This is a genomic window from Achromobacter sp. JD-1, from assembly GCF_038594925.1.
Taxonomy (GTDB): Bacteria; Pseudomonadota; Gammaproteobacteria; order Burkholderiales; family Burkholderiaceae_B; genus Achromobacter; species Achromobacter spanius_C.
In genome coordinates, this window is record NZ_JBCGCS010000022.1 from 1 (window position 1) to 22255 (window position 22255).

General features: G+C 64.5%; 21 protein-coding genes. 6 read left to right on the top strand and 15 right to left on the bottom strand.

The window, feature by feature from the left end:
• Window positions 1–226 precede the first annotated feature (226 nt).
• Together WBR68_RS25465 and WBR68_RS25470 are read right to left on the bottom strand one after the other, a co-directional pair.
• On the bottom strand, window positions 227–967 hold the full coding sequence (locus WBR68_RS25465) for an aldolase (protein ID WP_050447696.1): 741 nt from the start codon (window positions 965–967) through the stop codon (window positions 227–229).
• 132 nt (window positions 968–1099) lie between these two features.
• Window positions 1100–1813, bottom strand: a complete 714-nt coding sequence (locus WBR68_RS25470) for a haloacid dehalogenase type II (protein WP_230695601.1) — start codon at window positions 1811–1813, stop codon at window positions 1100–1102.
• A gap of 124 nt (window positions 1814–1937) precedes the next feature.
• Here WBR68_RS25470 and WBR68_RS25475 point away from each other — a divergent pair, with 124 nt between their 5' ends.
• Window positions 1938–2810: a LysR substrate-binding domain-containing protein gene (locus WBR68_RS25475; protein ID WP_230695602.1), complete on the top strand. Its 873-nt coding sequence runs from the start codon at window positions 1938–1940 to the stop codon at window positions 2808–2810.
• Between the two features lie 13 nt (window positions 2811–2823).
• Here WBR68_RS25475 and WBR68_RS25480 read toward each other — a convergent pair whose 3' ends face one another.
• The 4 genes from WBR68_RS25480 to WBR68_RS25495 all read right to left on the bottom strand — a co-directional run bounded on the left by WBR68_RS25480 (window position 2824) and on the right by WBR68_RS25495 (window position 5999).
• Complete coding sequence (locus WBR68_RS25480) at window positions 2824–3231, bottom strand: YchJ family protein (RefSeq protein ID WP_198158180.1); 408 nt, start codon at window positions 3229–3231, stop codon at window positions 2824–2826.
• Between the two features lie 20 nt (window positions 3232–3251).
• Window positions 3252–3524 (bottom strand): GNAT family N-acetyltransferase, encoded by a 273-nt coding sequence (locus WBR68_RS25485; protein ID WP_230695603.1) that lies wholly within the window; start codon window positions 3522–3524, stop codon window positions 3252–3254.
• Window positions 3525–3556: 32 nt separating this feature from the next.
• Window positions 3557–4504 carry a 3-hydroxyacyl-CoA dehydrogenase NAD-binding domain-containing protein gene (locus WBR68_RS25490; RefSeq protein ID WP_230695604.1) on the bottom strand — a complete coding sequence of 316 codons (948 nt, stop codon included), beginning with the start codon at window positions 4502–4504 and terminating at the stop codon, window positions 3557–3559.
• Window positions 4505–4571: 67 nt separating this feature from the next.
• Window positions 4572–5999, bottom strand: coding sequence for an MFS transporter (locus WBR68_RS25495; RefSeq protein WP_230695605.1), 1428 nt, complete (start codon window positions 5997–5999; stop codon window positions 4572–4574).
• 133 nt (window positions 6000–6132) lie between these two features.
• On the opposite strand from WBR68_RS25495, the gene WBR68_RS25500 reads away from it, so the two are divergent.
• Together WBR68_RS25500 and WBR68_RS25505 are read left to right on the top strand one after the other, a co-directional pair.
• Window positions 6133–7002, top strand: a complete 870-nt coding sequence (locus WBR68_RS25500; RefSeq protein ID WP_050447703.1) for a LysR family transcriptional regulator — start codon at window positions 6133–6135, stop codon at window positions 7000–7002.
• Window positions 7003–7095: 93 nt separating this feature from the next.
• A complete protein-coding gene (locus tag WBR68_RS25505) occupies window positions 7096–8511 on the top strand; it encodes an amidase family protein (protein ID WP_230695606.1) in 1416 nt (471 codons plus the stop codon).
• Window positions 8512–8580: 69 nt separating this feature from the next.
• Here the strand turns inward: WBR68_RS25505 and WBR68_RS25510 are convergent, their stop codons facing one another.
• The 9 genes from WBR68_RS25510 to WBR68_RS25550 form a co-directional block, all read right to left on the bottom strand.
• On the bottom strand, window positions 8581–9366 hold the full coding sequence (locus tag WBR68_RS25510) for a 2-keto-4-pentenoate hydratase (RefSeq protein ID WP_230695607.1): 786 nt from the start codon (window positions 9364–9366) through the stop codon (window positions 8581–8583).
• A 4-nt stretch (window positions 9367–9370) separates the two neighbouring features.
• The gene (locus WBR68_RS25515; RefSeq protein WP_198158181.1) at window positions 9371–9751 is read right to left on the bottom strand and encodes a hypothetical protein; all 381 of its coding nucleotides are present in this window, start codon (window positions 9749–9751) and stop codon (window positions 9371–9373) included.
• A gap of 151 nt (window positions 9752–9902) precedes the next feature.
• Window positions 9903–11183, bottom strand: a complete 1281-nt coding sequence (locus WBR68_RS25520; protein WP_370641279.1) for a glutamate-5-semialdehyde dehydrogenase — start codon at window positions 11181–11183, stop codon at window positions 9903–9905.
• A 177-nt stretch (window positions 11184–11360) separates the two neighbouring features.
• Window positions 11361–12416 carry a DNA polymerase III subunit delta gene (gene holA, locus WBR68_RS25525; RefSeq protein WP_050447709.1) on the bottom strand — a complete coding sequence of 352 codons (1056 nt, stop codon included), beginning with the start codon at window positions 12414–12416 and terminating at the stop codon, window positions 11361–11363.
• Between the two features lie 3 nt (window positions 12417–12419).
• A complete protein-coding gene (locus tag WBR68_RS25530; protein WP_050447711.1) occupies window positions 12420–13082 on the bottom strand; it encodes an LPS-assembly lipoprotein LptE in 663 nt (220 codons plus the stop codon).
• Window positions 13083–13093: 11 nt separating this feature from the next.
• Window positions 13094–15751 carry a leucine--tRNA ligase gene (gene leuS / locus WBR68_RS25535; RefSeq protein ID WP_127185393.1) on the bottom strand — a complete coding sequence of 886 codons (2658 nt, stop codon included), beginning with the start codon at window positions 15749–15751 and terminating at the stop codon, window positions 13094–13096.
• A gap of 100 nt (window positions 15752–15851) precedes the next feature.
• Window positions 15852–17072, bottom strand: a complete 1221-nt coding sequence (locus WBR68_RS25540; RefSeq protein ID WP_050447714.1) for an MFS transporter — start codon at window positions 17070–17072, stop codon at window positions 15852–15854.
• Window positions 17073–17155: 83 nt separating this feature from the next.
• On the bottom strand, window positions 17156–17674 hold the full coding sequence (locus tag WBR68_RS25545; protein WP_230695609.1) for a MarR family winged helix-turn-helix transcriptional regulator: 519 nt from the start codon (window positions 17672–17674) through the stop codon (window positions 17156–17158).
• A 144-nt stretch (window positions 17675–17818) separates the two neighbouring features.
• Entirely contained in the window at window positions 17819–18277 is a 459-nt protein-coding gene (locus WBR68_RS25550) for an HU family DNA-binding protein (protein WP_230695610.1), read from the bottom strand.
• A 286-nt stretch (window positions 18278–18563) separates the two neighbouring features.
• Here WBR68_RS25550 and WBR68_RS25555 point away from each other — a divergent pair, with 286 nt between their 5' ends.
• The 3 genes from WBR68_RS25555 to WBR68_RS25565 all read left to right on the top strand — a co-directional run bounded on the left by WBR68_RS25555 (window position 18564) and on the right by WBR68_RS25565 (window position 22240).
• Window positions 18564–19724: a D-alanyl-D-alanine carboxypeptidase family protein gene (locus tag WBR68_RS25555; protein WP_230695651.1), complete on the top strand. Its 1161-nt coding sequence runs from the start codon at window positions 18564–18566 to the stop codon at window positions 19722–19724.
• A gap of 23 nt (window positions 19725–19747) precedes the next feature.
• On the top strand, window positions 19748–20296 hold the full coding sequence (locus tag WBR68_RS25560; RefSeq protein ID WP_230695611.1) for a hemerythrin domain-containing protein: 549 nt from the start codon (window positions 19748–19750) through the stop codon (window positions 20294–20296).
• Between the two features lie 120 nt (window positions 20297–20416).
• Entirely contained in the window at window positions 20417–22240 is a 1824-nt protein-coding gene (locus WBR68_RS25565; protein WP_230695612.1) for a SulP family inorganic anion transporter, read from the top strand.
• The last annotated feature ends 15 nt before the right edge of the window (window positions 22241–22255 follow it).

Consider the following 22255-nt stretch of genomic DNA (forward strand, 5'->3'; position numbering starts at 1 on the left):
TTCGCGCCGATGATAGTGGACGGACGTCTGTGAAAGTAGGTCATCGTCAGGCTTTTATTGCGCAAAACCCCACAGGTGATCCTGTGGGGTTTTGTTTTTAGGGTTATGTTTTTATGTTCTGCCTGTAGATTTTATCTTTGCAGCACTGATGAATTGAAAAACGCCTCGCGGCTGATGCCGCGAGGCGTTTTTGTTTGATGCGCGCTCAAAAAATTAAAATCTGACGCTAAGGCAATTGGCGGCGCAGCGCTTGGAAGAACAACTCCGATTGCAGGCGTTCGCCTTGGATCTGCGCTGCGACTTTGGCGGCCAGGCCGGCGTTTACCGGCTTGAGCGCACGGCCGGTCGATTGGGCCAACACCTGTGCCGCACAGGCGCGTTCCAGGAAAAAGAGATCGTCGTAGGCGTAGTCCAAGCGTTCTCCGCACACCACGACTCCGTGATTGGCAAGAAATACGATGTCGGCGCCCTGCATGGCATGCGCGATGCGTTCGCCTTCGCTGACGTCCAACGCCAGCCCGTTGTAGTTTTCGTCGATGGCCAGACGGCCATGGAAACGCATGGCGTTCTGCGAGAGGGTGGTGTCCAGACCACGATCGGAAGTGAGCGTTAGCGCCGTGGCGTAGGGCATGTGCGTGTGCAAGACACAGGTTTTACCCGCAATACGGTGAATGGCGGCGTGGATGAACATGGCCGTGGGCTCGACGGCGTGCCGGCCCGCAAGTTTGTTGCCTTGGGCGTCGATCAATACGATGTCATCGGCTTGGACTTCGCTCCACATGAGACCACGCGGATTCAGCAGGAAATGGTCCGGGTCGCCAGGCAATGCCACGCTGAAATGGTTGCAGACCCCCTCACCCAAACCGTGGGCCGCCGCCGCGCGTAGCGCCAGTGCCAGATCAGCTCGGAGCGCTGCCACGGGTTCAGCGTGAAAGAGTGCGTCGGCAAAATGGGGATCTTGGTTCATGTTTACCTTCAATCTAAGGTTCGGTTATTGGGCAAGAGGAAAAGACGGCCGGTAGCGGACGGCCGGTAGCGCCGGTATCGCACGCTCGGTATTGGGCGATCGGCATCGACTGCCACAGGCCATCACGGCGTGTCATAGCCAACCGGCGTTCCGGAACAGATCGGGCACGCGGTCCAACGTCGGTACGGTAGCGTCCGGAAGATAGTCCGGCAAGCGTTGACGACCTGTACCACGGTCGATCCAGACGCATCGGAATCCAATGTCGCGCGCGGCGGCATGGTCCAGATGCGGACTGGCGCAAATATGCACCACGTCGTCCGCCGTCACGCCCAGGCTGTTGTAAGCATGGGCGAAAATCTTGCCAGACGGTTTATAGGCGCCAGCTTGTTCCGCGGTGATGACGCGATCAATATGTCCGCCCAACTGGGCGACGTTGCCCGCAATGATCTGATCGTCTGTGTTCGAGATGATGCATAGCCGAAAGCCCGCCTGTTTCAGCACGGACAATGTGTCCACGACTTCGGGAAAAGGAGGCATGGCCGAGATACTGTCTATCAGCATGTTGGCGTCTTCCGGACGGTAGGTCAGCCCAAGCTCCTGCATGGTCAGGCGCAGCGCCTCGCGGGCGATATCCGCAAAGTTGCGATGAGGCGGCGTGCGTTCCAGGCGATGCTCGTGCTGGTCGTAGATATTCAGAAAATTCGCCGGAGTGGGCAAAGCGCGTTCTTGCGGATTGGAGGCGAGGATGCGGCTGACCGCGGCGTGCAGGCCCTCGTCCCACTGGATGAGGGTGCCGTAGCAGTCAAAGGTGAGCCACTGCGGGCGGGGAAGTTGGTTCAGCGGCATTGCGGTGTCCTTATCGAGATGAGTGGGCAGTTAGAGGCTTGAATAAGCAGCTTAGAACTCACGCCGCAAAGTCGTAAAATTAATAATCAGACTCCACTTAGTTGATCTTCAACTATCAAACTCCATGCTCGATCTGGAACTCTTACGTACGTTGGTATGCGTTGCCGATGAAGGCAGCTTTACGCGCGCGGCAAGCCGCGTGCATCGTACCCAGTCGACGGTCAGCCAGCAGGTGCGCAAGCTTGAGCAGACCATGGGCAAGACGCTATTGCTGCGGGACCGCGCGGGCGGCAACGTGGTCGCGACCGAGGACGGCGAACTGATGTTGGCTTACGCTCGTCGCCTGCTGGCAATGGCCGACGAGGCAGAACTGGCGTTGACGGCGCCACGCGCGTTGCGCGTGCTGCGCCTGGGTATCCCAGAGGATTTCGACGTGGTCCGGCTGACGGCTCTGTTGGTGGGGTTTGCGGCCAGCCATCCCGAGGTACGCCTGGAAACGGCCAGCGGCATGAGCGCCGACTTGCGCGGGCGCTTGGGGGCAGGGGATCTGGACGTGGCCTTGATCAAGCGCGAGCCGGGCGATGGCCCTTGTCTGGCCGCCTGGCCGGAGCGCTTGGTCTGGGTGGGCAACAAAGAGCATCTGAGGGGCGTTGCCACGGTGCCGCTGGTGATGTTTCCGCAGGGCTGCATTTATCGCAAGCGCATGATCTATGCCTTGGAAACTGCGGGCCGATCCTGGCATGCCGCCTACCACAGCCATAGCCTGGCCGGGGTGCAGGCGGCTGTGGCGGCGGGGCTGGGCGTGAGCCTGCTGCCCGCATTTGCCCAATTGGCGTCGCACGATGTGTTGGGCGCCGAGGATGGGTTCGCTGCGGTTCCCCCGACCGAACTGGCGATCGTCAGCAACCAGAGCACGCCTGGTGATATTGAGCGGCAATTGGTGGCGGCGGTAAGCCAGGCCGTGGAGGCCGATACGCAGACTTCGTTCGCTGCCTGATCCTTGCGGGCGTTCAGTTCAGATCGCCGTCCACGTAGTACCACTGCCCACTTTCACGCACGAAGCGGCTGACTTCGTGCAGGCGATGCGCACGTCCGGCTTGGCGACTGCGTGCGACAAATTCCACGGTAGCGTGGTCGGCGTCCTGGTCGCGCGCTTGTTTGATGGATAGCCCTAGCCATTTCAGGTCAGGCGGATTGGGTTCCAGCGTGGCGGGCCGGGTGGTGGGATGCCAGCTGGCCAAAAGATAGGGTAGCTTGTCGAGCACGAAAGCGCTGTAGCGCGATCGCATGAGCGCTTCGGCGGTGGGCGCCTGCATGGCCAGCGGGCCGTCGTGCCAACGGCCGCAGCAACGGGAATAGATTACGCCTCCGCAGGGGCAGGGCGCGGTTTCGGGAGAGGGTGCGGATTTCTTTGTCACGGCGTGCCAGAAGACGGGAATCAGGCCCGCAGGTCGTTGTATTCGGGGTGGCGGCGCATGTAGACCTCGGCATACGAGCACGCCGGGCGCACTTTCCAGCCTTTGGCCTGCGCGGTTTCCAGTGCGACTTTGGTCAATTCCGCGGCGATGCCGCGTCCACCGACCGGGCTTGGGACGCCTGTGTGAACAATAACCATGGCGTCGCCTTGCAACTGGTAGTCCAGCACACACAGCACGCCATCGACCGTGGCGGTGAAACGGGATTGGCCGGGTTCATGGGTGACTTCGGTCATTCAATAAACTCCTTGAAAGAAGGCGCTTGGGCTTATCGGCGCAGGGCCTTGATCAGCGCGGTGAGCTGGGCGTCGCGCGTTTCCACGAGATCGGCAATGCTGCGGTGCCCGGCCTCGGCGTTGACGCCGTCGATCAGTTTGCGCTGCAGCGCTGGCGTGACCTCGGGTGCGCCCAGGTCGTCCCACCAGGTTTGCACGGGGCCCAGAAGATGGTGCATGAAATGCGCAAGGCCGCCCGCGCCACCGCCCAGATTAAAGGTCATATGCGGACCAAACAATGCCCAGCGCAGGCCCGGGCCCTGCGAGACGGCCGCATCGATATCCGCGACGCTGGCCACGTTTTCCGCGGCAAGGTGGATGGCTTCACGCCAGATGGCGGCTTGCAGCCGGTTGGCGATATGCCCCGGCACTTCCTTGTTCAGGCGAATGGGATGCTTGCCCATGGCCTTGTAGAACGCAATGCTTCGGTCGATGACGTCAGCCGAGGTTTTGTCGCCGCCCACCACTTCCACCAGCGGAATCAGATGCGGCGGGTTGAAGGGGTGGCCGATGACAAAGCGCTCGGGATGCTGGCAACGGGATTGCAGCCTGCTCATGATGAGGCCCGACGAACTGGATGCCACGATGACATGGGAAGGCAGCATCGCATCCATGCGCGCGAAGAGGTCGATCTTGAAGTCTTCGCGTTCGGGCGCGTTTTCCTGCACAAAGTCCACGTTGGCCAGCGCCTGGGCCAGATCCGGCTCGAATCGCAAAGCCTGGGGCGAGGCACCTTCGGTGACGTGTCCCAATTCAAGCAGCACCGGCCACGCGGCTTGTACTCGGGCCCGTGTTTGCGCTTCGGCATCGGCGGCGGGGTCGCTGACCACCACTTCCATGCCGCGCGCCAGGAACAGCGCCGCCCAACTGGCGCCGATCGTGCCCGCGCCAACGATGGCGATACGGCGGATGGACGGTTGCGGCGCGGCGGTGTGGGACATGCGGCTCTCCTGGGTCTAGGGTTCGGCCACATTGTGAAGCAAACGCCGGGCGCCTGCATACCACCGGTCACATATTGTGCGTGCTGCGCAGGTGCCGCCAGACCAACACAACCGCGCCCACGTAGCTGGCCGCGATCATGCAATAAGCCAGGGACAGGCTTGCATTCCAATCGGGCAAGGCATGCAGGATGGTGCCCATTACGGCCACGCCCACCAAGGCGCCGGACTGGCGGTTGGCGTTCAACGCCGCCGCCGCGCTATTGGCATGGTGCTTGCCTGAAACCTGCATGACGACGCTGGTCATCGCGGGCACGGCGATTCCCACGCCCAGGTTGGCCAGCGCCACCACAACCGCAAACGGCCAATACGCCATGTGGGGCGAGAACACGACGATGCCGGCGGCGCTCATGGCCGCCGCCAGCGACAAGCCGCCCAACAGCGAGGCCGACACGGTCCAGCGGGCGGAAACGCGCGCCGAAATCATATTGCCGATCGAGAACACCGCCAGCATCGGCACCAACTGGATGCCGGTTTGAAGTGCGTCGGTTCCCCGGGCGTGTTGCAGGAACAGGCTAAGCAGAAACAGTTGGCCGTAGGCGGCCAGATTGATCAGAAACCCCACGCCATTGGCGGCGGCGAAATGCGCAGTGGTGAACAGGGCTCGCGGCAGGATGGGCTCGACGTGGCGGCGTTCGCGCCGCACCAGCAGTACAAGCGCCACGGCGCACAGCGCGGCGACGCCGGCAATGCGGGCGGATGTCCAGCCATAAGCGTTGCCCTGGATCAGCACGAAGCAAAGTGAGGACAGCGCAATCACGCCCAGCAGGTGGCTCAAGGGGTTCAGCGCGCGGGGCCGGCGTGGCGCGCTCTGGATGCGCCGGCGGGCAAGCCACAGGCCCACCAGGCCAAGCGGGATGTTGATGAGGAAAATGCCGCGCCAGCCGAATTGGTGGATCAGGACGCCGCCCATCAAGGGGCCGGCCGCACCCGCCACCGCCACGATGGCGGACCAGGCGGCAAGCATGCGGGTGCGCACCTGTTCGTCTTCATAGGCGTGTGTGAGCAAGCTCAGTGAACTTGGCATGAACAAGGCGGCGCCCAGGCCCTGCAGCATGCGCGCGGCGATCAGCGTGTTGGCGTTTGGCGCCAGGCCGCATAGCAAGGAGGCCAGGGTGAACACGGCCAGCCCGGCCAGATAGATGGTTTTGGCGCCGTATCGGTCGGCCAGCGCGCCGGCCACCAGCAGCAAGGCGGCAAAGGTCAGCGTATAGCCGTCCACAATCCAGACCAGGTCAGTCAGCGGGACGACGAACTGCAAGGCGATGCTGGGCAGCGCAACATTGACCACCGTAACGTCCAGCATCGCCATGACAAAGCCGATGGCCAGGGTGACAAGCGGCAGCCAGCCCGTCAGGGGCTTGCCGTCAACGGTGGGGCGCGGGACTTGCGGGCTGGCGGCGGTGGGGCAGGGGGCTTGCGGGCAGGCGGTGGTCATGAGGGGTGACGATTGCGGCATATTGAGGAAGGCAGCTTAGGGCTTTTCGCTGGTGCAAAAAAGCCGAATAATTGCTTTGTTGTGATGCGAAAATGCATCACGATATTCGGCATGGACCACAGGGGCGGGTGCGATGGATTGGGACAACGCCAGAATATTCCTGGCTATTTATCGGGTTGGTACGCTGCGCGGGGCGGCGGCCTTGTTGCAGATTGACCAGGCAACGGCGGGACGGCGTCTGGCCGCGCTGGAAGCCTCGTTGGACGCGCGGTTGTTCCTGCGCACGCCGACCGGGTATGTGCCCACGGCGGCGGGCGAACTGGCTTTTGCGGCCGCGCAACGCATGGAGCAGGCGGCCGACCAGTTGCAGCGGCAGATGCAGGGGCTGGATCACCGCTTGTCCGGGGTGGTGCGCGTGGCCGCATCCGAAACGGTGGCCAGCTACTTCGTCATGGAGGCCGTGCGCCGGTTGCATGCCCAGCATCCCGACATAAGAGTGGCGCTGTCGGCATCCATCCAGATCAGCAACCTGACACGCCGCGAGGCGGACTTGGCCATCCGCAACATCAAGCCGGACAATCCCGACCTGATCCAGCGCCATCTGGCCCGCAAGGAAGTGGGGCTATATGCGTCGCGCGCCTACCTTGCCGCGCATGGCGAACCCCGGCCGGGCACGGCGTTCGCCGGCCATACGCTGGTGACCTACCAGCAGGCGGTGCTGCCGGGATGGTCCGATACGTTTTGCGGTGAACCCACGGGCAACGGCCGTATCGCCATCGAACTGAATTCGGGGCTGATGATCATCGCGGCGGTGGCGGCGGGGCTGGGTATCGGTGAATTGCCCACGCACATGGCGCCGGATTATCCCGACCTGGTGCGCATCTGGCCCAACCGCAGCGAGCCTTACGATTTGTGGCTGGTGATGCATGGCGACCTGAACCGCACCGCGCGCGTGCGAGCCGTGGCGGACGCGATTGTCGAGGTGTTCGAAGAGGACAAATAGCGGCACGCCAGTGGTAAGCGGTGGCTTGTGGACGGGCGCGACTGGCGCTAAGGTTTGCTTGGCCCGAAATAACCACGATCTCAGGAGTGACGCGTGTCCGAACTTTGGCGTTTGTCCGCGGTTGAGCTTGCCTCCCGCATCCGTAACCGTGACGTGTCCGCCGTCGAGGCCGCGCAAAGTGCACTGGACCGGCTCAATGCCGTGAACCCCGCGCTGAACGCCGTCGTGGACCACCGTCCTGACGAGGTCATGGCGCGGGCTTCCGACGTGGATGCGCAGCTTGCGCGCGGCGAAGATCCCGGCGTGCTGGCGGGGGTACCCGTTACCGTCAAGGTCAACGTCGATCAGGCGGGCCATGCCACCACCAATGGCGTGAATCTGCAAAAAGACCTGATCGCCGCCACGAACAGCCCTGTCGTCGACAACCTCTTGCGGGCTGGCGCCGTCATCCTGGGGCGCACCAACACCCCGGCGTTTTCCCTGCGCTGGTTCACCGGCAATGCGCTGCATGGCGATACCCACAACCCGCGCAATGCGGCACTGACGCCGGGAGGCTCGTCGGGCGGCGCGGCGTCGGCGGTGGCGGCGGGCATCGGCCACCTGGCTCATGGCACCGACATTGCCGGGTCCATCCGCTACCCGGCCTACGCCTGCGGCGTGCACGGCTTGCGTCCGTCTCTTGGCCGCGTGGCGGCTTACAACGCGGCGCTGCCCGAACGCTCCATCGGCGGACAACTGACGGCGGTGTCCGGACCCTTGGGCCGCACCATTGCCGACGTGCGCCTGGGGCTTGCCGTGCTGGCCGCCCCCGACCCGCGCGACCCGTGGTGGGTGCCGGCTCCGCTGGTGGGGCCGGACGTGCCGCGCCGGGCCGCGCTGTGCCTGAACCCTGATGGCATGGACACCGAACCCGCGGTCGTCAAGGCATTACAGGAGGCCGCGCGTCGCCTGACCGAAGCCGGCTGGACGGTGGATACGCTGGAGGCGGTGCCTCCCATGCAGGAAGCGGCCGACCTTCAGGTGCGGATGTGGATGGCTGACGGCTATGACGCCATGGTGGCAGCCGCGGAAAAAGAGGGCGACCAAGGGGCGTTGGTCGCGTTGCGCGGCCAGCGCGACAAGGCGGCTGACGCCAATCTGAATAATTTTTCCGCCGTGTTGACGCGCCGGGCAACGTTGACCCGCATGTGGGAAGTGTTCCTGGCCGACTACCCCATCCTGCTGTTGCCGGTATCGGCTGAACTGCCGTTTCCGGACAAGCTTGATTTACAAGGAGACGCCGCGTACGCCCGCGTGTGGCGCGCTCAAATGACGCAGATCGGCGTGCCCTTCATGGGCTTGCCTGGCTTGTCGGTGGCAATGGGTCAAGCCATGAGCAGCGTGGGTCCAAGCCCGGTCGGCGTGCAGATCGTGGCGGGCCGCTATCGCGAAGACTTGTGCCTGGCCGCTGGCGAAATCATCGAAGCGGGCGGCGACCCCGTCACCATCGCCGACCCCGTTTCACGCTGAGTCACCAGGGGCCTGCCCTGTGCGGATGGGGCGGCGCGGCAAGGCTTGCTGGCGCCGCGCGCCTATCCGCTACCTGCCAAAGCGCACGCGCAAGACGCCCAGATCGCCGTAGACCAGTTCGATGTCCTGATGCGCGGGCACGTCCAGGAATCCGGCGTAAGAACCGGTGATGACGTGCTGGCCGGCGGACAGGCCCAGGCCTTGTTCACGCAGGAAGTTGGCCAGCCAGTACAGCCCGGCCTTGGGATGGTCGTTGGGATGGAGGCCGGGGTGTTGCTCGACCTCGCGGCCGTTGATCGACAAGGTCAGTGTCATGCTGGCCGGGGCGGCATCCGGCGAGGCTAGGCGGGGGCCCAGCACCAGGCCGTCATTGAACATATGGTCGGCAAGCAATTCAGGCAGGCTGGCGTGTTCCGGCGCCGCGTAGCGGCAGCCCAGCACTTCAAGCGCCAAGCGGGCGCTGCCCACGGCGGCATCTATCTCGGCGTCGGTGTAAGGGGTGTCGCGGGCGGGCAGGTCGTGGGCAAGCTCAAACGCAATTTCGGGTTCTACCCGCACAACGTCCGTGCGCGTGGCAATCGGGCCCGCGTCGGTGTAGGCAGTGCCGGATGCATAAATGGGCGCCACCACGGTTTTTTCTGGCGACGGCAGCGCGCTCTTCCAGGCCGCAATGCGATCCTGCCGCGTGGCTTGCAGCCAGTGCGCGGTGCGCTGCTGAACGGCAAAGGCCTGTGCCAGCGATTGTGGCCGGCAGTCGGCGGGCAAGCGTGGGCCCGCCACACCGGCGTCGCGCGCCGCGATCAGGATGCGGGCGGCTTGCTCGCTGCCGGGATAGTCTTCAATGCGGATCTGCATGGGATCAGCTTCCCAGGAACAGCATGATCCACAGGACGATCATTGCAATCAGCCCGAGCCAGCACGAACCCCAGAAACCGACAATGGGCCACTTCAGCGACAGCGGCGTTTTTTTGGGATCGACGTGGCCCAGCAAGTCGTTGGCGTTGCCGATCAGCCAGAAGCGCGTGCCGGGAAACATCAGCCGAAAAAAATAGTCCAGCATGATGGCGGCCTGGATCGACAGCGGGTACTGCTTCCATGGGCGATGCTGCAAGTACGGATGCTTCAGCGTGGCGTTGATTTCTTTGCACTTGAAGAAGAACAAGACGATGCCGCTGAGCGTGCAAGTGATGAAGCAAAGCACGAATAGGCTGAAGGCCATGGCCATGACAGGTGAATGCATGGGGGATCTCAAGATTGCGCGGCGCACCGCGTTGGGATGATAAGAAGGCAGAGCAGAAAATGCAGGCCGTATTGTAGAAGGCTTGGCGCCGCCGCGTGTTCAGGGCTGCGTCAGCCCTGGCGTGCGCGGCGGGGAGCGCGCCCCGTGGGGCTTAGCCGCGCACCTGACCTTCGCCGTTCAGTACCCACTTTAGCGTGGTCAAGCCTTCCAGGCCCACGGGGCCACGCGCGTGCAGGCGGTTGGTGGAGATACCGATTTCTGCGCCCAGCCCATATTCGAAGCCGTCCGCGAAGCAGGTCGGCAGGTTGACATAGACCGAACTGGAATCCACTTCCCGCTGGAAGCGTTGCGCGGCCGACAAGTCTTCGGTGACGATGGCGTCGGTGTGGCCCGAGCCCCAGCGTGCGATGTGCTCGATGGCGTCGTCCAGCGTGTCCACGATGCGTACCGCCAGGATGGGGCCCAGGTATTCGGTGCCCCAGTCGGCTTCGGTGGCCGGCGTAATGTGGGGCAGCAAGGCCAGCGTGCGCGGGCAGCCGCGCAGCTCCACGCCGTGTTCGATCAAGGCCGCCGCAAGCGTCGGCAAAATGGAAACGGCCGCAACCGCGTCGACCAACAGCGTTTCCATGGCGCCGCAGATGCCATAGCGGTAGGTTTTGGCGTTGAACGCGATGGTGTGCGCCTTGTCCGGGTCGGCTGCCGCGTCGATGTAGACGTGGCAGTTGCCGTCCAGATGCTTGATCAGGGGCACGCGGGCTTCTTGCGACAGGCGCGCGATCAGGCCCTTGCCGCCGCGCGGCACGATCACGTCGATATGCTCGGTCATGGTGATCAGCTTGCCAACGGCAGCGCGGTCGGCGGTGGTCACGACCTGCACGGCTTGCGGCGGCAAGCCGGCAGCTGCCAGGCCGGTCTGGACCACGCGGCCCAAGGCAATGTTCGAGTGCAGCGCTTCGCTGCCGCCGCGCAGGATGGCGGCATTGCCCGATTTCAGGCACAGCGCCGCCGCGTCGATCGTGACGTTGGGCCGCGATTCGTAAATGATGCCGATGACGCCCAGCGGCACGCGCATCTGGGCCACGCGCATGCCGTTGGGGCGCACGGTGGTGGCGGTGATGCTGCCGATGGGGTCGGGCAGGGCGGCGATCTGGCGCAAGCCTTCGGCCATGTGGGCAAGCGTTTTGTCCGACAGCGTCAGGCGGTCGAGCAGGGCCGGTTCCAGGCCGTTGGCGCGGGCGGCGGACACGTCTTTTTCGTTGGCGGCTTTCAGCTCGTCGTGGCTGGCGGCCAGGGCGTCAGCCATTGCCAGCAGCGCCTTGTTCTTCGCGGCGCTATTGGCGCGCATCATGGCGCGCGAGGCGCGCCGGGCGTTTTCGCCCAAGGTAAGCATGGCGTGTTCGATGGAGGACGAGGACATGGCGGCGTCAATCATGGAGTGTTTGGGGGCAGCTTCGGGCGGCGGTGTGGCGGCCACCTGAAAGCCAGGGGTCCAGGGGATTCAGTGTATCTCCGGCCGCGAGGCCGGACATCGGGAGCAAAGCAAGAAGGGCAAAGCCAGAGGCGGAAGGCGAAAGGGACAGCAAGGCGAAGGTTGGCGGCGCTGCCGCCTTCACGGTCGTCCGCCGGCGGCCGCGACACGCAGGGCCAGGCGGGTCATTTCTTCCCAGGGGTCCGATAGCCGGCCGGCAACCGACAGGCCCTTGATCAGGCGGTCGACATCATGGGCGTGTTGAACCGCGGCAGGCCAGACACCGGGCTGCACCCGGTTCAGCGCCTGCAGCGCCAGGCGTTCATGCGCGCCGAAGATGCGCAGCCTGCGCATCAGGCCATTGACGTCCTGGCCCAGCGCGCGCGCTTCGGCCACGCGGGCCAGCAGGCGGATTTCTTCGCCCACTGCCCACAACACCAGCGGCAGGGCTTCGCCTTCGGCGCGCAGGCCATCGATCATGCGGATGGTGCGCGCAATGTCGCCGGCCAGCATGGCGTCACGCAGGCCGAAAACGTCGTAGCGCGCCACGTTCAGCACCGCGCGTTCCACGTCTTCCGCCGCCAATTGGCCTTCCGGGTACAGCAGGCCCAGCTTCTGGATTTCCTGGTGGGCGGCCAGCAGGTTGCCTTCGACCTTGTCGGCCATCCATTGCAGGGTGGCGCCGTCTGCACGCTGGTTCTGGCGGGCCAGCCGCATGCCGACCCAGGCAGGCAGCCTGCCGCGTTCGATATTGGCGATGTCCACCATCATGCCGGCACGGGCAAGCGCCTGCACCCAGCGGCTTTCTCGGGTGGCTTTGTCCAACCGGGGCAGCGCAATCAGGATCAGCGTGTCGGCATCGGCCTGCTTTTCTGCTTGCTCGGCCAGCTTGGTCAAGGTGTCGGCGCCTGACTTGCCAGGCTTGCCGGTGGGAATCTTGATTTCAAGGATGCGGCGGTCGCCGAACAACGACACGCTCTGGGTGGCGGCTAGAACGCTGCTCCAGTCGCTGCGGGCATCCATCACCATGGAAAGCCGTTCGGTATAGCCCGCGTTGCGCGCCGACGCGCGCAAGGTGTCGACCGCTTCCGTCACCAGCAACGGCTCGTCGCCCGACACCGTATACAGCGGGGCCAGCCGGTTGCCGGGCCGCTGCAGATGTTCGGCAAGCCGGTCCGCGTCCAGAGACTGTGCCATGGCCTAGCGCAGGATCGCCGGGTCCGTGGTGGACGGCGTTTGCCAAGGCGTGGGCGTTCTTCTTTGCTGCGGAGCGTTCGGGTCGAACAGCGGGATCTCGCCGTTTTCGCCGCGCTCAGCCGCCTCTTCGTAGGCGCGATGCACGTCGGGGGCGGTCAAGCGGCGCAGCAGGCGCGACACCAGGTCGCGCTGCATAGCTTTGTACAAGGTTTCGATCTGGCCTTGCTTGGCCTGCACGACCTGGTCGTCATACGGCATTTCGCGGTAGATGGACAAGGTGGTGTCCGAGATCAGCGCGCGGCCCTGGTTATCGATCAGGCGGAACGTGTAGTTGATGCCCAGTTCGTATTCCTCGACCCGGCCTTGTGCGTTCAAGGACACTTCACGCAGCGTGCGGGTATCGCTCACCTGTTGCAGGATGGCCTGAGCTTCCTGGGGCGTATCCACCAGCTTGGTGTTCGGCGACGCCGCGCGCAGCGCGCGGCGCACGTCGGCGCCGAACTGGGTGTTGTCCGGCATGCCGATGTACATCGTGTCGAACGGCATCGGGGTGACGCCGCGTAGCGCGAAGCCGCAAGCGGAGAGCAGCATGAACAGCGCCAGGCAGGCGCCGCGCAGCAGCCAGGATTGGCGGGGGGAGTGCGAGAGTTGCCCGGCGGTGTACATGCTTGACCTCATCAGCCTACGACGTTGACCAGTTTGCCCGGCACCACGATGACGCGCTTGGGCGGACGGCCTTCCAGGAAGCGGGAAACCTCTTCCTGGCTGGCTGCGAGTTTTTCGATGTCTTCCTTGGCGGCGCCGGCGGCCACGCGGATGGAGCCGCGCAGCTTGCCGTTGACCTGGAGCATCAGCTCGATTTCGTCCGCGATCAGGGCGGCTTCGTCCACATGCGGCCACGGTGCGTCCAGCAGGTCGCCCAGCTCTTTTGCGTAGCCCAGGTCTTGCCACAGATGCCAGGTGATGTGCGGCACCACCGGGTACAGCACGCGCAGCAGCACGCCCAGCGTTTCGGCATAAGCGGCATCGGCGGCGGCATCTTCGGGCAGCTTGGCGTCGTCGATGGCGTTCAGCATCTTCATGCAGGCGGACACGACGGTGTTGTACTGGATGCGCTGGTAGTCGTAGTCGGCCTGCTTGAGCAGCGTGTAGACCTCGCGGCGCAGATCCTTGACGGCGGCGGTGGCTTGCGACCAGTCGGCGCCATTGGCCAGGCCACGGGCCACGGCGTCGCGGCGCGCGTAGCTGATGGACCACAGGCGGCGCAGGAAGCGGTTGGAGCCTTCCACGCCGGAATCCGACCATTCAAGGGTCTGCTCGGGCGGGCTGGCGAACATGACGAACAGGCGAGCCGTGTCGGCGCCCAGCGTGTCGATCAGCGATTGCGGGTCGACGCCGTTGTTCTTGGACTTGGACATCGTGCCCACGCCGCCATACGTAATGGCCGAACCGTCCGACTTCAGCTTGGCGCCGGTGATGGCGCCACGCTCGTCGTAGACGTTTTCAACATCTTCAGGCCAGAAATATTCAATACCGCCCTGGGCCGTCTTGCGCGAATAGATGTGGTTCAGCACCATGCCCTGGCACAGCAGCTTGGTGAAGGGCTCGTCAAAATTGAGCAGGCCCATGTCGCGCATGACCTTGGTCCAGAAGCGCGCGTACAGCAGGTGCAGCACGGCGTGCTCGATGCCGCCGATGTACTGGTCCATCGGCATCCAGTAATCATTGCGCGCGTCGACCATGGCGTTGTCGTTGCCCGGCGAGGTGTAGCGCATGAAGTACCAGGACGAATCCACGAAGGTATCCATCGTGTCCGTTTCACGGCGCGCGGGCTTGCCGCAGTTGGGGCAGGCGCAGGACAGGAAGGCTTCGTTCTTGGCCAGCGGGTTGCCGCTGCCGTCGGGGATCAGGTCGTCGGGCAGGACAACGGGCAGGTCTTTTTCGGGAACCGGCACCGGGCCGCAGTCGGCGCAGTGGATGATCGGGATCGGGGTGCCCCAGTAGCGCTGGCGCGAGATGCCCCAGTCGCGCAGGCGCCAGGTGGTCTGCTTTTCGCCCAGGCCTTGCGCGCCCAGGTCGGTGGCGATGGCGTCCACGGCTTCTTTGTGCGACAGGCCGTCGTATTTGCCGGAGTTGATGGTGCGGCCCGACTGCTTGTCGCCATACCATTCCTGCCAGGCGGCGGTGGAGTATTCCTTGCCGGCCACGTCCACGACCTGCGCGATGGGCAGGTCGTATTTCTTGGCGAAGGCGAAATCGCGTTCGTCGTGCGCGGGCACGCCCATGACGGCGCCGTCGCCGTAGGTCATCAGCACGTAGTTGCCCACCCAGACCTCGACGTCCGCGCCCGTGATCGGGTGCGTGACGGTCAGGCCCGTGCGCATGCCTTCCTTTTCGCGCGTGGCCATCTCGGCCTCGGTCGTGCCGCCCAGCTTGCACTGTTCGATGAAGGCGGCCAGCTCGGGGTTGTTGCGCGCGGCGTGCGTGGCCAACGGGTGTTCCGGCGCCACGGCGCAGAAGGTCACGCCCATGATCGTGTCGGCGCGGGTGGTGAAGACATACAGCTTGCCGTCCTGGATCAGTTGGCCGTCCTGGCCGGCGATCTTGTGCGGGAAGGCGAAACGCAGGCCCTCGGACTTGCCGATCCAGTTTTCCTGCATCAGGCGCACGCGCTCGGGCCAGCCGGGCAGATCGTTCTGGACGGCGCCCAGCAGCTCGTCGGCGTAGTCGGTGATGCGCAGGTAGTAGCCAGGAATCTCGCGCTTTTCAACCAGCGCGCCCGACCGCCAGCCACGGCCGTCGATGACCTGTTCGTTGGCCAGCACGGTCTGGTCGACCGGGTCCCAGTTCACAACCTGGGTCTTGCGGTAGGCCACGCCTTTTTCCAGCATTTTCAGGAACAGCCACTGGTTCCACTTGTAGTACTGGGGATCGCAGGCGCACATTTCGCGCGTCCAGTCGATTGCCAGACCCATCGCCTTCATCTGCTTCTTCATGTAGGCGATGTTGTCGTAGGTCCATTTGGCCGGCGGCACCTTGGACTTGATGGCGGCGTTTTCCGCCGGCATGCCGAAGGCGTCCCAGCCCATGGGCATCAGGACGTTATAGCCACGCATGCGCAACTGGCGCGCCATCATGTCGTTGATGGTGTAGTTGCGCACGTGGCCCATGTGCAGCTTGCCGCTGGGGTAAGGCAGCATCGAGCAGGCGTAGAACTTCGGCTTTTCGGAGCCGTCGGCGTTCTTCGCGTGTTCATGGACCAGATAGGCGTCGCGGGCCTGCCAGTCTTGTTGGGCGGCCGCTTCGACGGTAGTGGGGAGGTAACGTTCCTGCATGGGCTCGGGCACGGTGGCAAAAAAGGGTGAGCCGCCCCGCCGCGTGGACGCGGGGGCGGCCTGACGCGGTGGCGGTCAAAACCCCTGATTATAGGAGGTGCTAGACGCGGCGCGGGGGCGGGGCTGTTTCGGGGATGCGCGCACTGGGCGCCAAGGCGCCATAGGCCAATGTAACCACGCCCAGAACAGCGCCCGCGATGACCACGCCGGGCCAGCCGAAATGGGCGTAAAGCCAGGACGATACCAGTGAACCGGAGGCGCCGCCGAGGAAGTAGCTGGTCATGTAGCCGGCGGTCAGGCGGCTGCGGGCTTCGGGGCGCAGGCGATACAGCGAACTGCTATTGGTGACATGGACACCCTGGATCGCCAGGTCCTGCACCACGATGCCCGCCAGCAGCGCCAGCATCGACATCTGGCCAAACGCCAACAGCCCCCAGGAACCCAGCAACAACAGCAGCCCGACTCGGGTAGCCAGGTTGCCCAGGCCCTGGTCGGCCAGCCGGCCAAACCGGTTGGCGGCATAGGCGCCCGCCGCTCCCGCCAACCCGAACAGGCCGATGGTGGTATTGCTGAACGCATAAGGGGGGCTGGCGAGCAGGAAGGTCAGCGGCGTCCACAGCATGCTGAACGCGGCGAACAACAGAAAGCCCAGCAGCGATCGGGCGCGAAACAGCGGCTCTTCGACGAACATGCGCAGGATCGAACCCAGCAGGCGGGGGTAGCTCATCGACGTCGGACTCTGATAGCGGGGCAGCACGCGCCAAAGAACGGCGGACATGATCAGCATCAGGATGGCGGCCACCCAGTACACCGTGCGCCAACTGCCCAGGTCGGCCAACGCGCCGGCAACGGTGCGGGCCAGCAAAATACCCAGCAACAGGCCGCTCATGACGGTGCCCACGGCCTTGCCTCGCTCATGCGGCGCGGCCAGGGTCGCCGCGAACGGCACCAGAATCTGGGCGACGACGGACAGCAGGCCCGTCAGCGCGGTGCCCACCAGCAGCACGATGATGTTGTTGGCAAAGGACGAAATCAGCAGCCCGCCTGCGGACAATAGCGTCATCAGCACAATCAGGCCGCGGCGTTCGAACAGGTCGCCCAATGGCACCAGCAGCATCAACCCCAGCGCATAGCTGAGTTGAGCGGTGGTGACGATGGCGCCGGCCGCCGCGTTTGACAGCCCGAATTGCTGGCCGATCGTGTGCAACAGAGGCTGCGCGTAGTAGTTGCTGGCGACGGCCAGGCCGGTAGCCACGGACATCAACAGGATGATGGGCGCGGTCAGCACCGGCATCGGGGTGGGGGCGGAAGCGGAAGTCATAAGAGGTAAGGCGAGTCGGGCGGGTAAGAGTCTGGCGGGTAAGGCAGGCGGCGAAATCGAATCGGCCGGATGGGTACTGCGTGTCAGGCGCCGATGCCTCCCGGAGTTTCCTGATCATGTTTGAGCAGCAGTTTTTTCAACAGCCCGGCCAGTTGCTTGCGTTCCGTGGGGGATAGTGGGTCGAGCAGTTCGCCCAGGTCCTTCAAATAGTCCTTCAGCACCAGCTTGATCACGCGCAGGCCTTCCGCGGTGAGCGACACGATGATGCCGCGGCGGTCGTCCGGGTTGGGGTTGCGCACCAGCAGGCCGGCTTGCTCCAGGCGGTCCAGCCGGTTGGTCATGGCGCCCGAGGTAAGCAGCAGCGCGTCAACCAGCTTCTGCGGATTCATGGCGTGCGGCGCGCCGGTGCGGTAAAGCGTGGCCAGCACATCGAATTCGCCCTGGTGCAGGTTGTGGCGGCGAAAGCTGCGATTCACGTTGCGGGTGGCAAAGGCGTTCAAGCGAAATACGCGGGTGATGACCGCCATGGAGGCAAAGTCCTGCGTGGGACATTCCGTGCTCCATTGCGAGATCACCAGATCGACAAGGTCAGTCGTAGGCATGGCGTAATACTTTGATATGAAGTTTCTTAACGTTAAGATAAATTCTAACCGCCGATTCGGAGTCACGCAAAATGGTCGGCAAAAAAAGAAAGGCCCGCCTCTTTCGAGGCGGGCCTTTCCGGCTTGACCGGATGGTCGCGCGAATTACTGCGCGGCGTCCTTCAGCTTCTTGAGCGGGCGAACCTTCACCTTGACCGAAGCCGGCTTGGCGGGGAACCAGCGCTCAACGCCAGTGAACGGGTCCTTGCCGAAGCGCTTGGCCTTGGCGGGAACCTTCTGCACGGCAACCTTGAACAGGCCGGGCAGCGTGAATTCGCCGACGCCCTTCTTGTCCACGGAACCCAGCACCGAGGTTTCCAGGCTGGCCAGAACGGCCTTGACGGCCTTGGCTTCAACGCCGGATTGCTCAACGATGTAAGCGACCAGTTGGGTCTTGTTCAGGGCAGCCTTGATGGCCTTGGGTGCAGCAGCGACCTTCTTGGCGGCGACGACCTTCTTTGCTGCGGGCTTCACAGCAGTCTTGGCGGCGGTTGCCTTCTTTGCGGGCGCCTTGACGGCGGGCTTGGTGACTTTCTTGGCAGGAGCTTTTGCTTTCGTGGCCATGGTCAAAATCCGTAGTTGAGGACATGAGGCAGCGCGCGCCGGGTATCGGCATTGAACGCCACGCGCCCGATGATAGCGGAAGACGCGTCGTTTAAGCGGCTTTTCGCCGGGATTTAAGCCCCTGTTTGTTGTTTTGACGCAGAAAAGTGCTTGCTGCAAGGGTTCCGCCGGAAATGCCGTGTCGGAAAGCCCTGTATTTGCAGCGCGGCGCGACGCTGAACCAATGCCGCCCGCCGTGTTCCAATTGCGTGCGAAAAACCAGAATGCAGGAATGCAACGTACCCCTATGCTGATGAAGAAACTGGCGGCGAGCTTGCTCGTCGCAACCGCATGCCTGTCCAGCGCGATGGCGCAATCGATGCCCGAACCGGTGTTGTCGGCCAAGGCCTGGCTGTTGCTGGATGAGACCAGCGGACAGGTGATCGCGTCGCACGCGGCCGCCACCCGGATTGAACCGGCATCGCTGACCAAGATCATGACGGCCTACGTGGTGTTCGAGGCATTGAACAAGAAGGAATTGACGCCGGACCAAACGGTGCTTATTTCGACGCGGGCCTGGAAAGTGCCCGCGGGCAGCTCGAAGATGTTCCTGGAGCCTGGCTCGAAAGTGACGGTGGATGACTTGCTGCGCGGCTTGATGATCCAGTCCGGCAACGACGCGGCCATTGCCTTGGCGGAAGCCGTTTCTGGCAGCGTGGAAGCCTTCGTCGCGCGCATGAACGACACGGCGGCAAGGCTGGGCCTGCACGCCACGCACTTTGCCAGCCCGCATGGCTTGCCCGACCCGGGCACCTATTCCACGGCCAGCGACCTGTCCATTCTGGCCACGCGCTTCATCCGCGATTTCCCGCAGTTGTACAAGACCTACGATTCGGCCAAGCAGTTCACGTTCAACAAGATCACGCAGCCCAACCGCAACCGTCTGCTGTGGCTGGACCCCAGCGTGGACGGGTTGAAGACGGGGCATACCGAGTCCGCCGGCTATTGCATCATTGCCAGCGCGCGCCGACCCAATGGCGCCGACCAGCGGCGCTTGATCACGGTGGTGGTGGGCACGGCGTCCGACAAGCTGCGCACGCAGGAAAGCCGGCAGTTGCTGGAGTGGGGATTCCAGGGTTTCAATACCATCAAGCTGTACGCGCGCGGCCAGGAGGTGGCCACGCCCGAAGTCTGGAAAGGCGCAAGCGACAGCTTGAAGGCAGGCTTCGCGCGGGATGCCTATGTGACCGTGCCGGCTGGCGCCAAGGTCGAACCCGTGTGGACGCCGCAGCAGCCGCTGGTGGCGCCCATCGCGGCCCAGCAAACGGTGGGGGCCTTGCGCGTGATGGTGGACGGCAAGCCGGCGATGCAGTTTCCGGTGGTGGCGCTGGAACCCGTGGCCGAAGCGGGATTCGCGGGGCGCGCCTGGGATTCGGTCCGAATGTGGTGGCGTGGCCATTCCGGTTAAGGGGCATGCTTGGGAGGTGTGCGATGGCTGTGAGCTTTCCTGGTGGTCCGGCGCCCGCGCCGGGGGCGGATGATCCGCTGGCGCTGTTATCGGCCTGTCACGGGCGCATCGCGCGTCAGTGCGCCACGCTGACGCGGCTGGCCGCGCATCTTCCGCGGCATGGCAGCGACGAGGCCGCGCAAACCGCCGCCGCCAGCGTGTCCCGTTATTTCGAGACCGCGGCCGCGCATCATCATGAAGACGAAGAAGAAGACCTGTTTCCTGCCTTGATCGAATCCATGGCGGGGTCGGACGCGGGCTGCCTGCACGCGCTGGTGCAGGGCCTGATGGACGAGCATCGCCGCTTGGAACGCTTGTGGGCGCCATTGCGCCAGACCCTGGCCCAGGTGGCGGCCGGCCGGCCGGCGAGCTTGCCGCCCGAGCAGGTCCAGGCATTCACGCAGGCCTATGCCGCCCACATCCAGCGTGAAGAAGACGAACTCTTGCCCATGGCGGCGCGCCTGGTGTCCGACGACGTGTTGATGGCCATCGGGCACGCCATGCGCGCGCGGCGCGGCGGCGGGGCGGCCTGAGCCGTCCGCAGCCCGTTTGCGTTGCGTGCGCCACCGCGAGGGATTACGCTAGACGGCTTTCCACACATCAAGCCGCCGACGAGAAGACGGCGCGGGCAACAAGAGGGAGCGGGCGACAAGATGACGGGTGGGGCAAGCAAACTGGCGAGCCGCCTATTCGGTTCGTGGGTGGACGACGTCAGCCGCGTGACCTTGCGCGCGGATTTGTCCGCCGGGCTGTTGGGCGCGCTGCTGGTGCTGCCGCAAGGCGTGGCCTTTGCCACGCTGGCCGGGCTGCCCGCCGAATACGGCCTGTATTCCGCCATCATCCCCTGTATTGTCGCGGCGCTGTTCGGGTCCAGTCGCCATGTCATGTCGGGCCCCACCAATGCCAATTCGCTGGCCTTGTTCGCAGTGCTGACGCCCTTGGCGGTGGCCGGTAGCCCTGGCTACATCGAGCTGGCGCTGGCGGTCACGGTGTTGGTTGGCCTGATGCAGTGGCTGGTGGGCACGCTGCGCCTGGGTTCGCTGGCGCACTTCATTTCACCGTCGGCCCTGTTTGGCTTTACCAGCGGCGCGGCCATTCTGATCGCGGTGCATGCCTTGAAGGACGGCCTGGGCGTGCCGTCGCCGGACTCTCATGGCGCGGGCGCCTTGCTGGTCAGCGTGGGCACGCATCTGGACCAGATACACCCGGGCGCGGTGATGGTGACGCTTGTGACCTTGGGCGTGGCCTTGCTGACGCGCCGGCTGGACAAGCGCAAGCCCTACATGCTGTTTGGTCTGGTGGCCGGTGCGCTGGCGGCCGCGGCATTCAATTCGTGGGTCGCCAGGCACGGCGGGGATCCGGTGTCGGTGGTGGGCGCCATCGCGCAACCGTGGCCGCCGTTTCATGTCCCGAGCGTGGATTGGCGCGCCTTGCCTGACCTGCTCAGCCTGGCGTTCGCGCTGACCATCGTGGCGCTGGCGCAATCCATTTCCATCGCCAAGGCGGTGGCTACCCGATCAGGTCAGCGCATCGACGCCAATCGCGAATTCGTGGGCCAGGGGCTGTCGAACATCGTGGGCGGCTTCTTTTCCTGCTACTTGTCGTGCGGGTCGTTGAACCGGTCCATTCCCAATTTCGAAGCGGGCGCCAGAACGCCCCTGGCGGCGGTTTTTTCCGCCGTGCTGCTGGTGGTGTTGGTGGCCTTGTCGGCCCCCTTGCTGGCCATGATTCCGAACGCCGCCATTTCCGGGCTGCTGTTGCTGGTGGCCTGGACGCTGCTGGATATTCCGCGTTGGCGGCAACTGATCGGCATGCAGCGCGGCGAATGCGCGATTGCCGCCGCCACGCTGGCCGCTACCGTCACCATTCGCATGGAAGTGGCGATTCTGCTGGGCACCGTGCTGTCGCTGATGGCGTATCTGCATCGCACTTCGCGCCCGGCGATGCGCACGATGGGGTTTGATTCGCGTGGCCCGGATCGGCGTTTCGTCGTACTTGCGCATCAGCCAGACGCTTTGCCCGAATGCCCGCAACTGAAGCTGTTGCGCATGGAAGGCTCTATCTACTTTGGGGCGGCGGCCCATGTGGCGCAACGTTTGCACGAGCTGCGTGCCGCACCCGATGCGCCGCGCCACCTGCTGGTGATGGCCAAGAGCATGAACTTCATTGACCTGGCCGGCGCGCAGGTCTGGGAAGACGAGCTTGCGGCGCGGCGTGCGATGGGAGGCGACCTGTATTTCCACCGCCCCCGGCCTGAAGTGCTGGACATGTGGCGGCGCACGGGCTTTCTGGATCGGCTGGGCGCCGACCATATCTACCCCGACAAGGCAACGGCCCTGCGCTCGATCTACGCCCGGCTGGACCGCGATATATGCGCTGGCTGCCAGGCCAGGATTTTCTGGGAATGCCAAGCGCCCAATGCGCAGGACGAGGTTGATCCGCACGGGTCAAGCGGCACGGGTCAAAGCACGGGTTGAAGCTCGAGTTGAAGC

Bases quoted from the DNA above. Each gene is read 5' to 3' on its own strand.
- WBR68_RS25465 (WP_050447696.1), bottom strand. From the start codon at position 967: ATGAACCAAGATCCCCATTTTGCCGACGCACTCTTTCACGCTGAACCC.
- WBR68_RS25470 (WP_230695601.1), bottom strand. From the start codon at position 1,813: ATGCCGCTGAACCAACTTCCCCGCCCGCAGTGGCTCACCTTTGACTGC.
- WBR68_RS25475 (WP_230695602.1), top strand. From the start codon at position 1,938: ATGCTCGATCTGGAACTCTTACGTACGTTGGTATGCGTTGCCGATGAA.
- WBR68_RS25485 (WP_230695603.1), bottom strand. From the start codon at position 3,524: ATGACCGAAGTCACCCATGAACCCGGCCAATCCCGTTTCACCGCCACG.
- WBR68_RS25490 (WP_230695604.1), bottom strand. From the start codon at position 4,504: ATGTCCCACACCGCCGCGCCGCAACCGTCCATCCGCCGTATCGCCATC.
- WBR68_RS25495 (WP_230695605.1), bottom strand. From the start codon at position 5,999: ATGACCACCGCCTGCCCGCAAGCCCCCTGCCCCACCGCCGCCAGCCCG.
- WBR68_RS25500 (WP_050447703.1), top strand. From the start codon at position 6,133: ATGGATTGGGACAACGCCAGAATATTCCTGGCTATTTATCGGGTTGGT.
- WBR68_RS25510 (WP_230695607.1), bottom strand. From the start codon at position 9,366: ATGCAGATCCGCATTGAAGACTATCCCGGCAGCGAGCAAGCCGCCCGC.
- WBR68_RS25515 (WP_198158181.1), bottom strand. From the start codon at position 9,751: ATGCATTCACCTGTCATGGCCATGGCCTTCAGCCTATTCGTGCTTTGC.
- WBR68_RS25520 (WP_370641279.1), bottom strand. From the start codon at position 11,183: ATGATTGACGCCGCCATGTCCTCGTCCTCCATCGAACACGCCATGCTT.
- holA (WP_050447709.1), bottom strand. From the start codon at position 12,416: ATGGCACAGTCTCTGGACGCGGACCGGCTTGCCGAACATCTGCAGCGG.
- WBR68_RS25530 (WP_050447711.1), bottom strand. From the start codon at position 13,082: ATGTACACCGCCGGGCAACTCTCGCACTCCCCCCGCCAATCCTGGCTG.
- leuS (WP_127185393.1), bottom strand. From the start codon at position 15,751: ATGCAGGAACGTTACCTCCCCACTACCGTCGAAGCGGCCGCCCAACAA.
- WBR68_RS25540 (WP_050447714.1), bottom strand. From the start codon at position 17,072: ATGACTTCCGCTTCCGCCCCCACCCCGATGCCGGTGCTGACCGCGCCC.
- WBR68_RS25545 (WP_230695609.1), bottom strand. From the start codon at position 17,674: ATGCCTACGACTGACCTTGTCGATCTGGTGATCTCGCAATGGAGCACG.
- WBR68_RS25550 (WP_230695610.1), bottom strand. From the start codon at position 18,277: ATGGCCACGAAAGCAAAAGCTCCTGCCAAGAAAGTCACCAAGCCCGCC.
- WBR68_RS25555 (WP_230695651.1), top strand. From the start codon at position 18,564: ATGCTGATGAAGAAACTGGCGGCGAGCTTGCTCGTCGCAACCGCATGC.
- WBR68_RS25560 (WP_230695611.1), top strand. From the start codon at position 19,748: ATGGCTGTGAGCTTTCCTGGTGGTCCGGCGCCCGCGCCGGGGGCGGAT.
- WBR68_RS25565 (WP_230695612.1), top strand. From the start codon at position 20,417: ATGACGGGTGGGGCAAGCAAACTGGCGAGCCGCCTATTCGGTTCGTGG.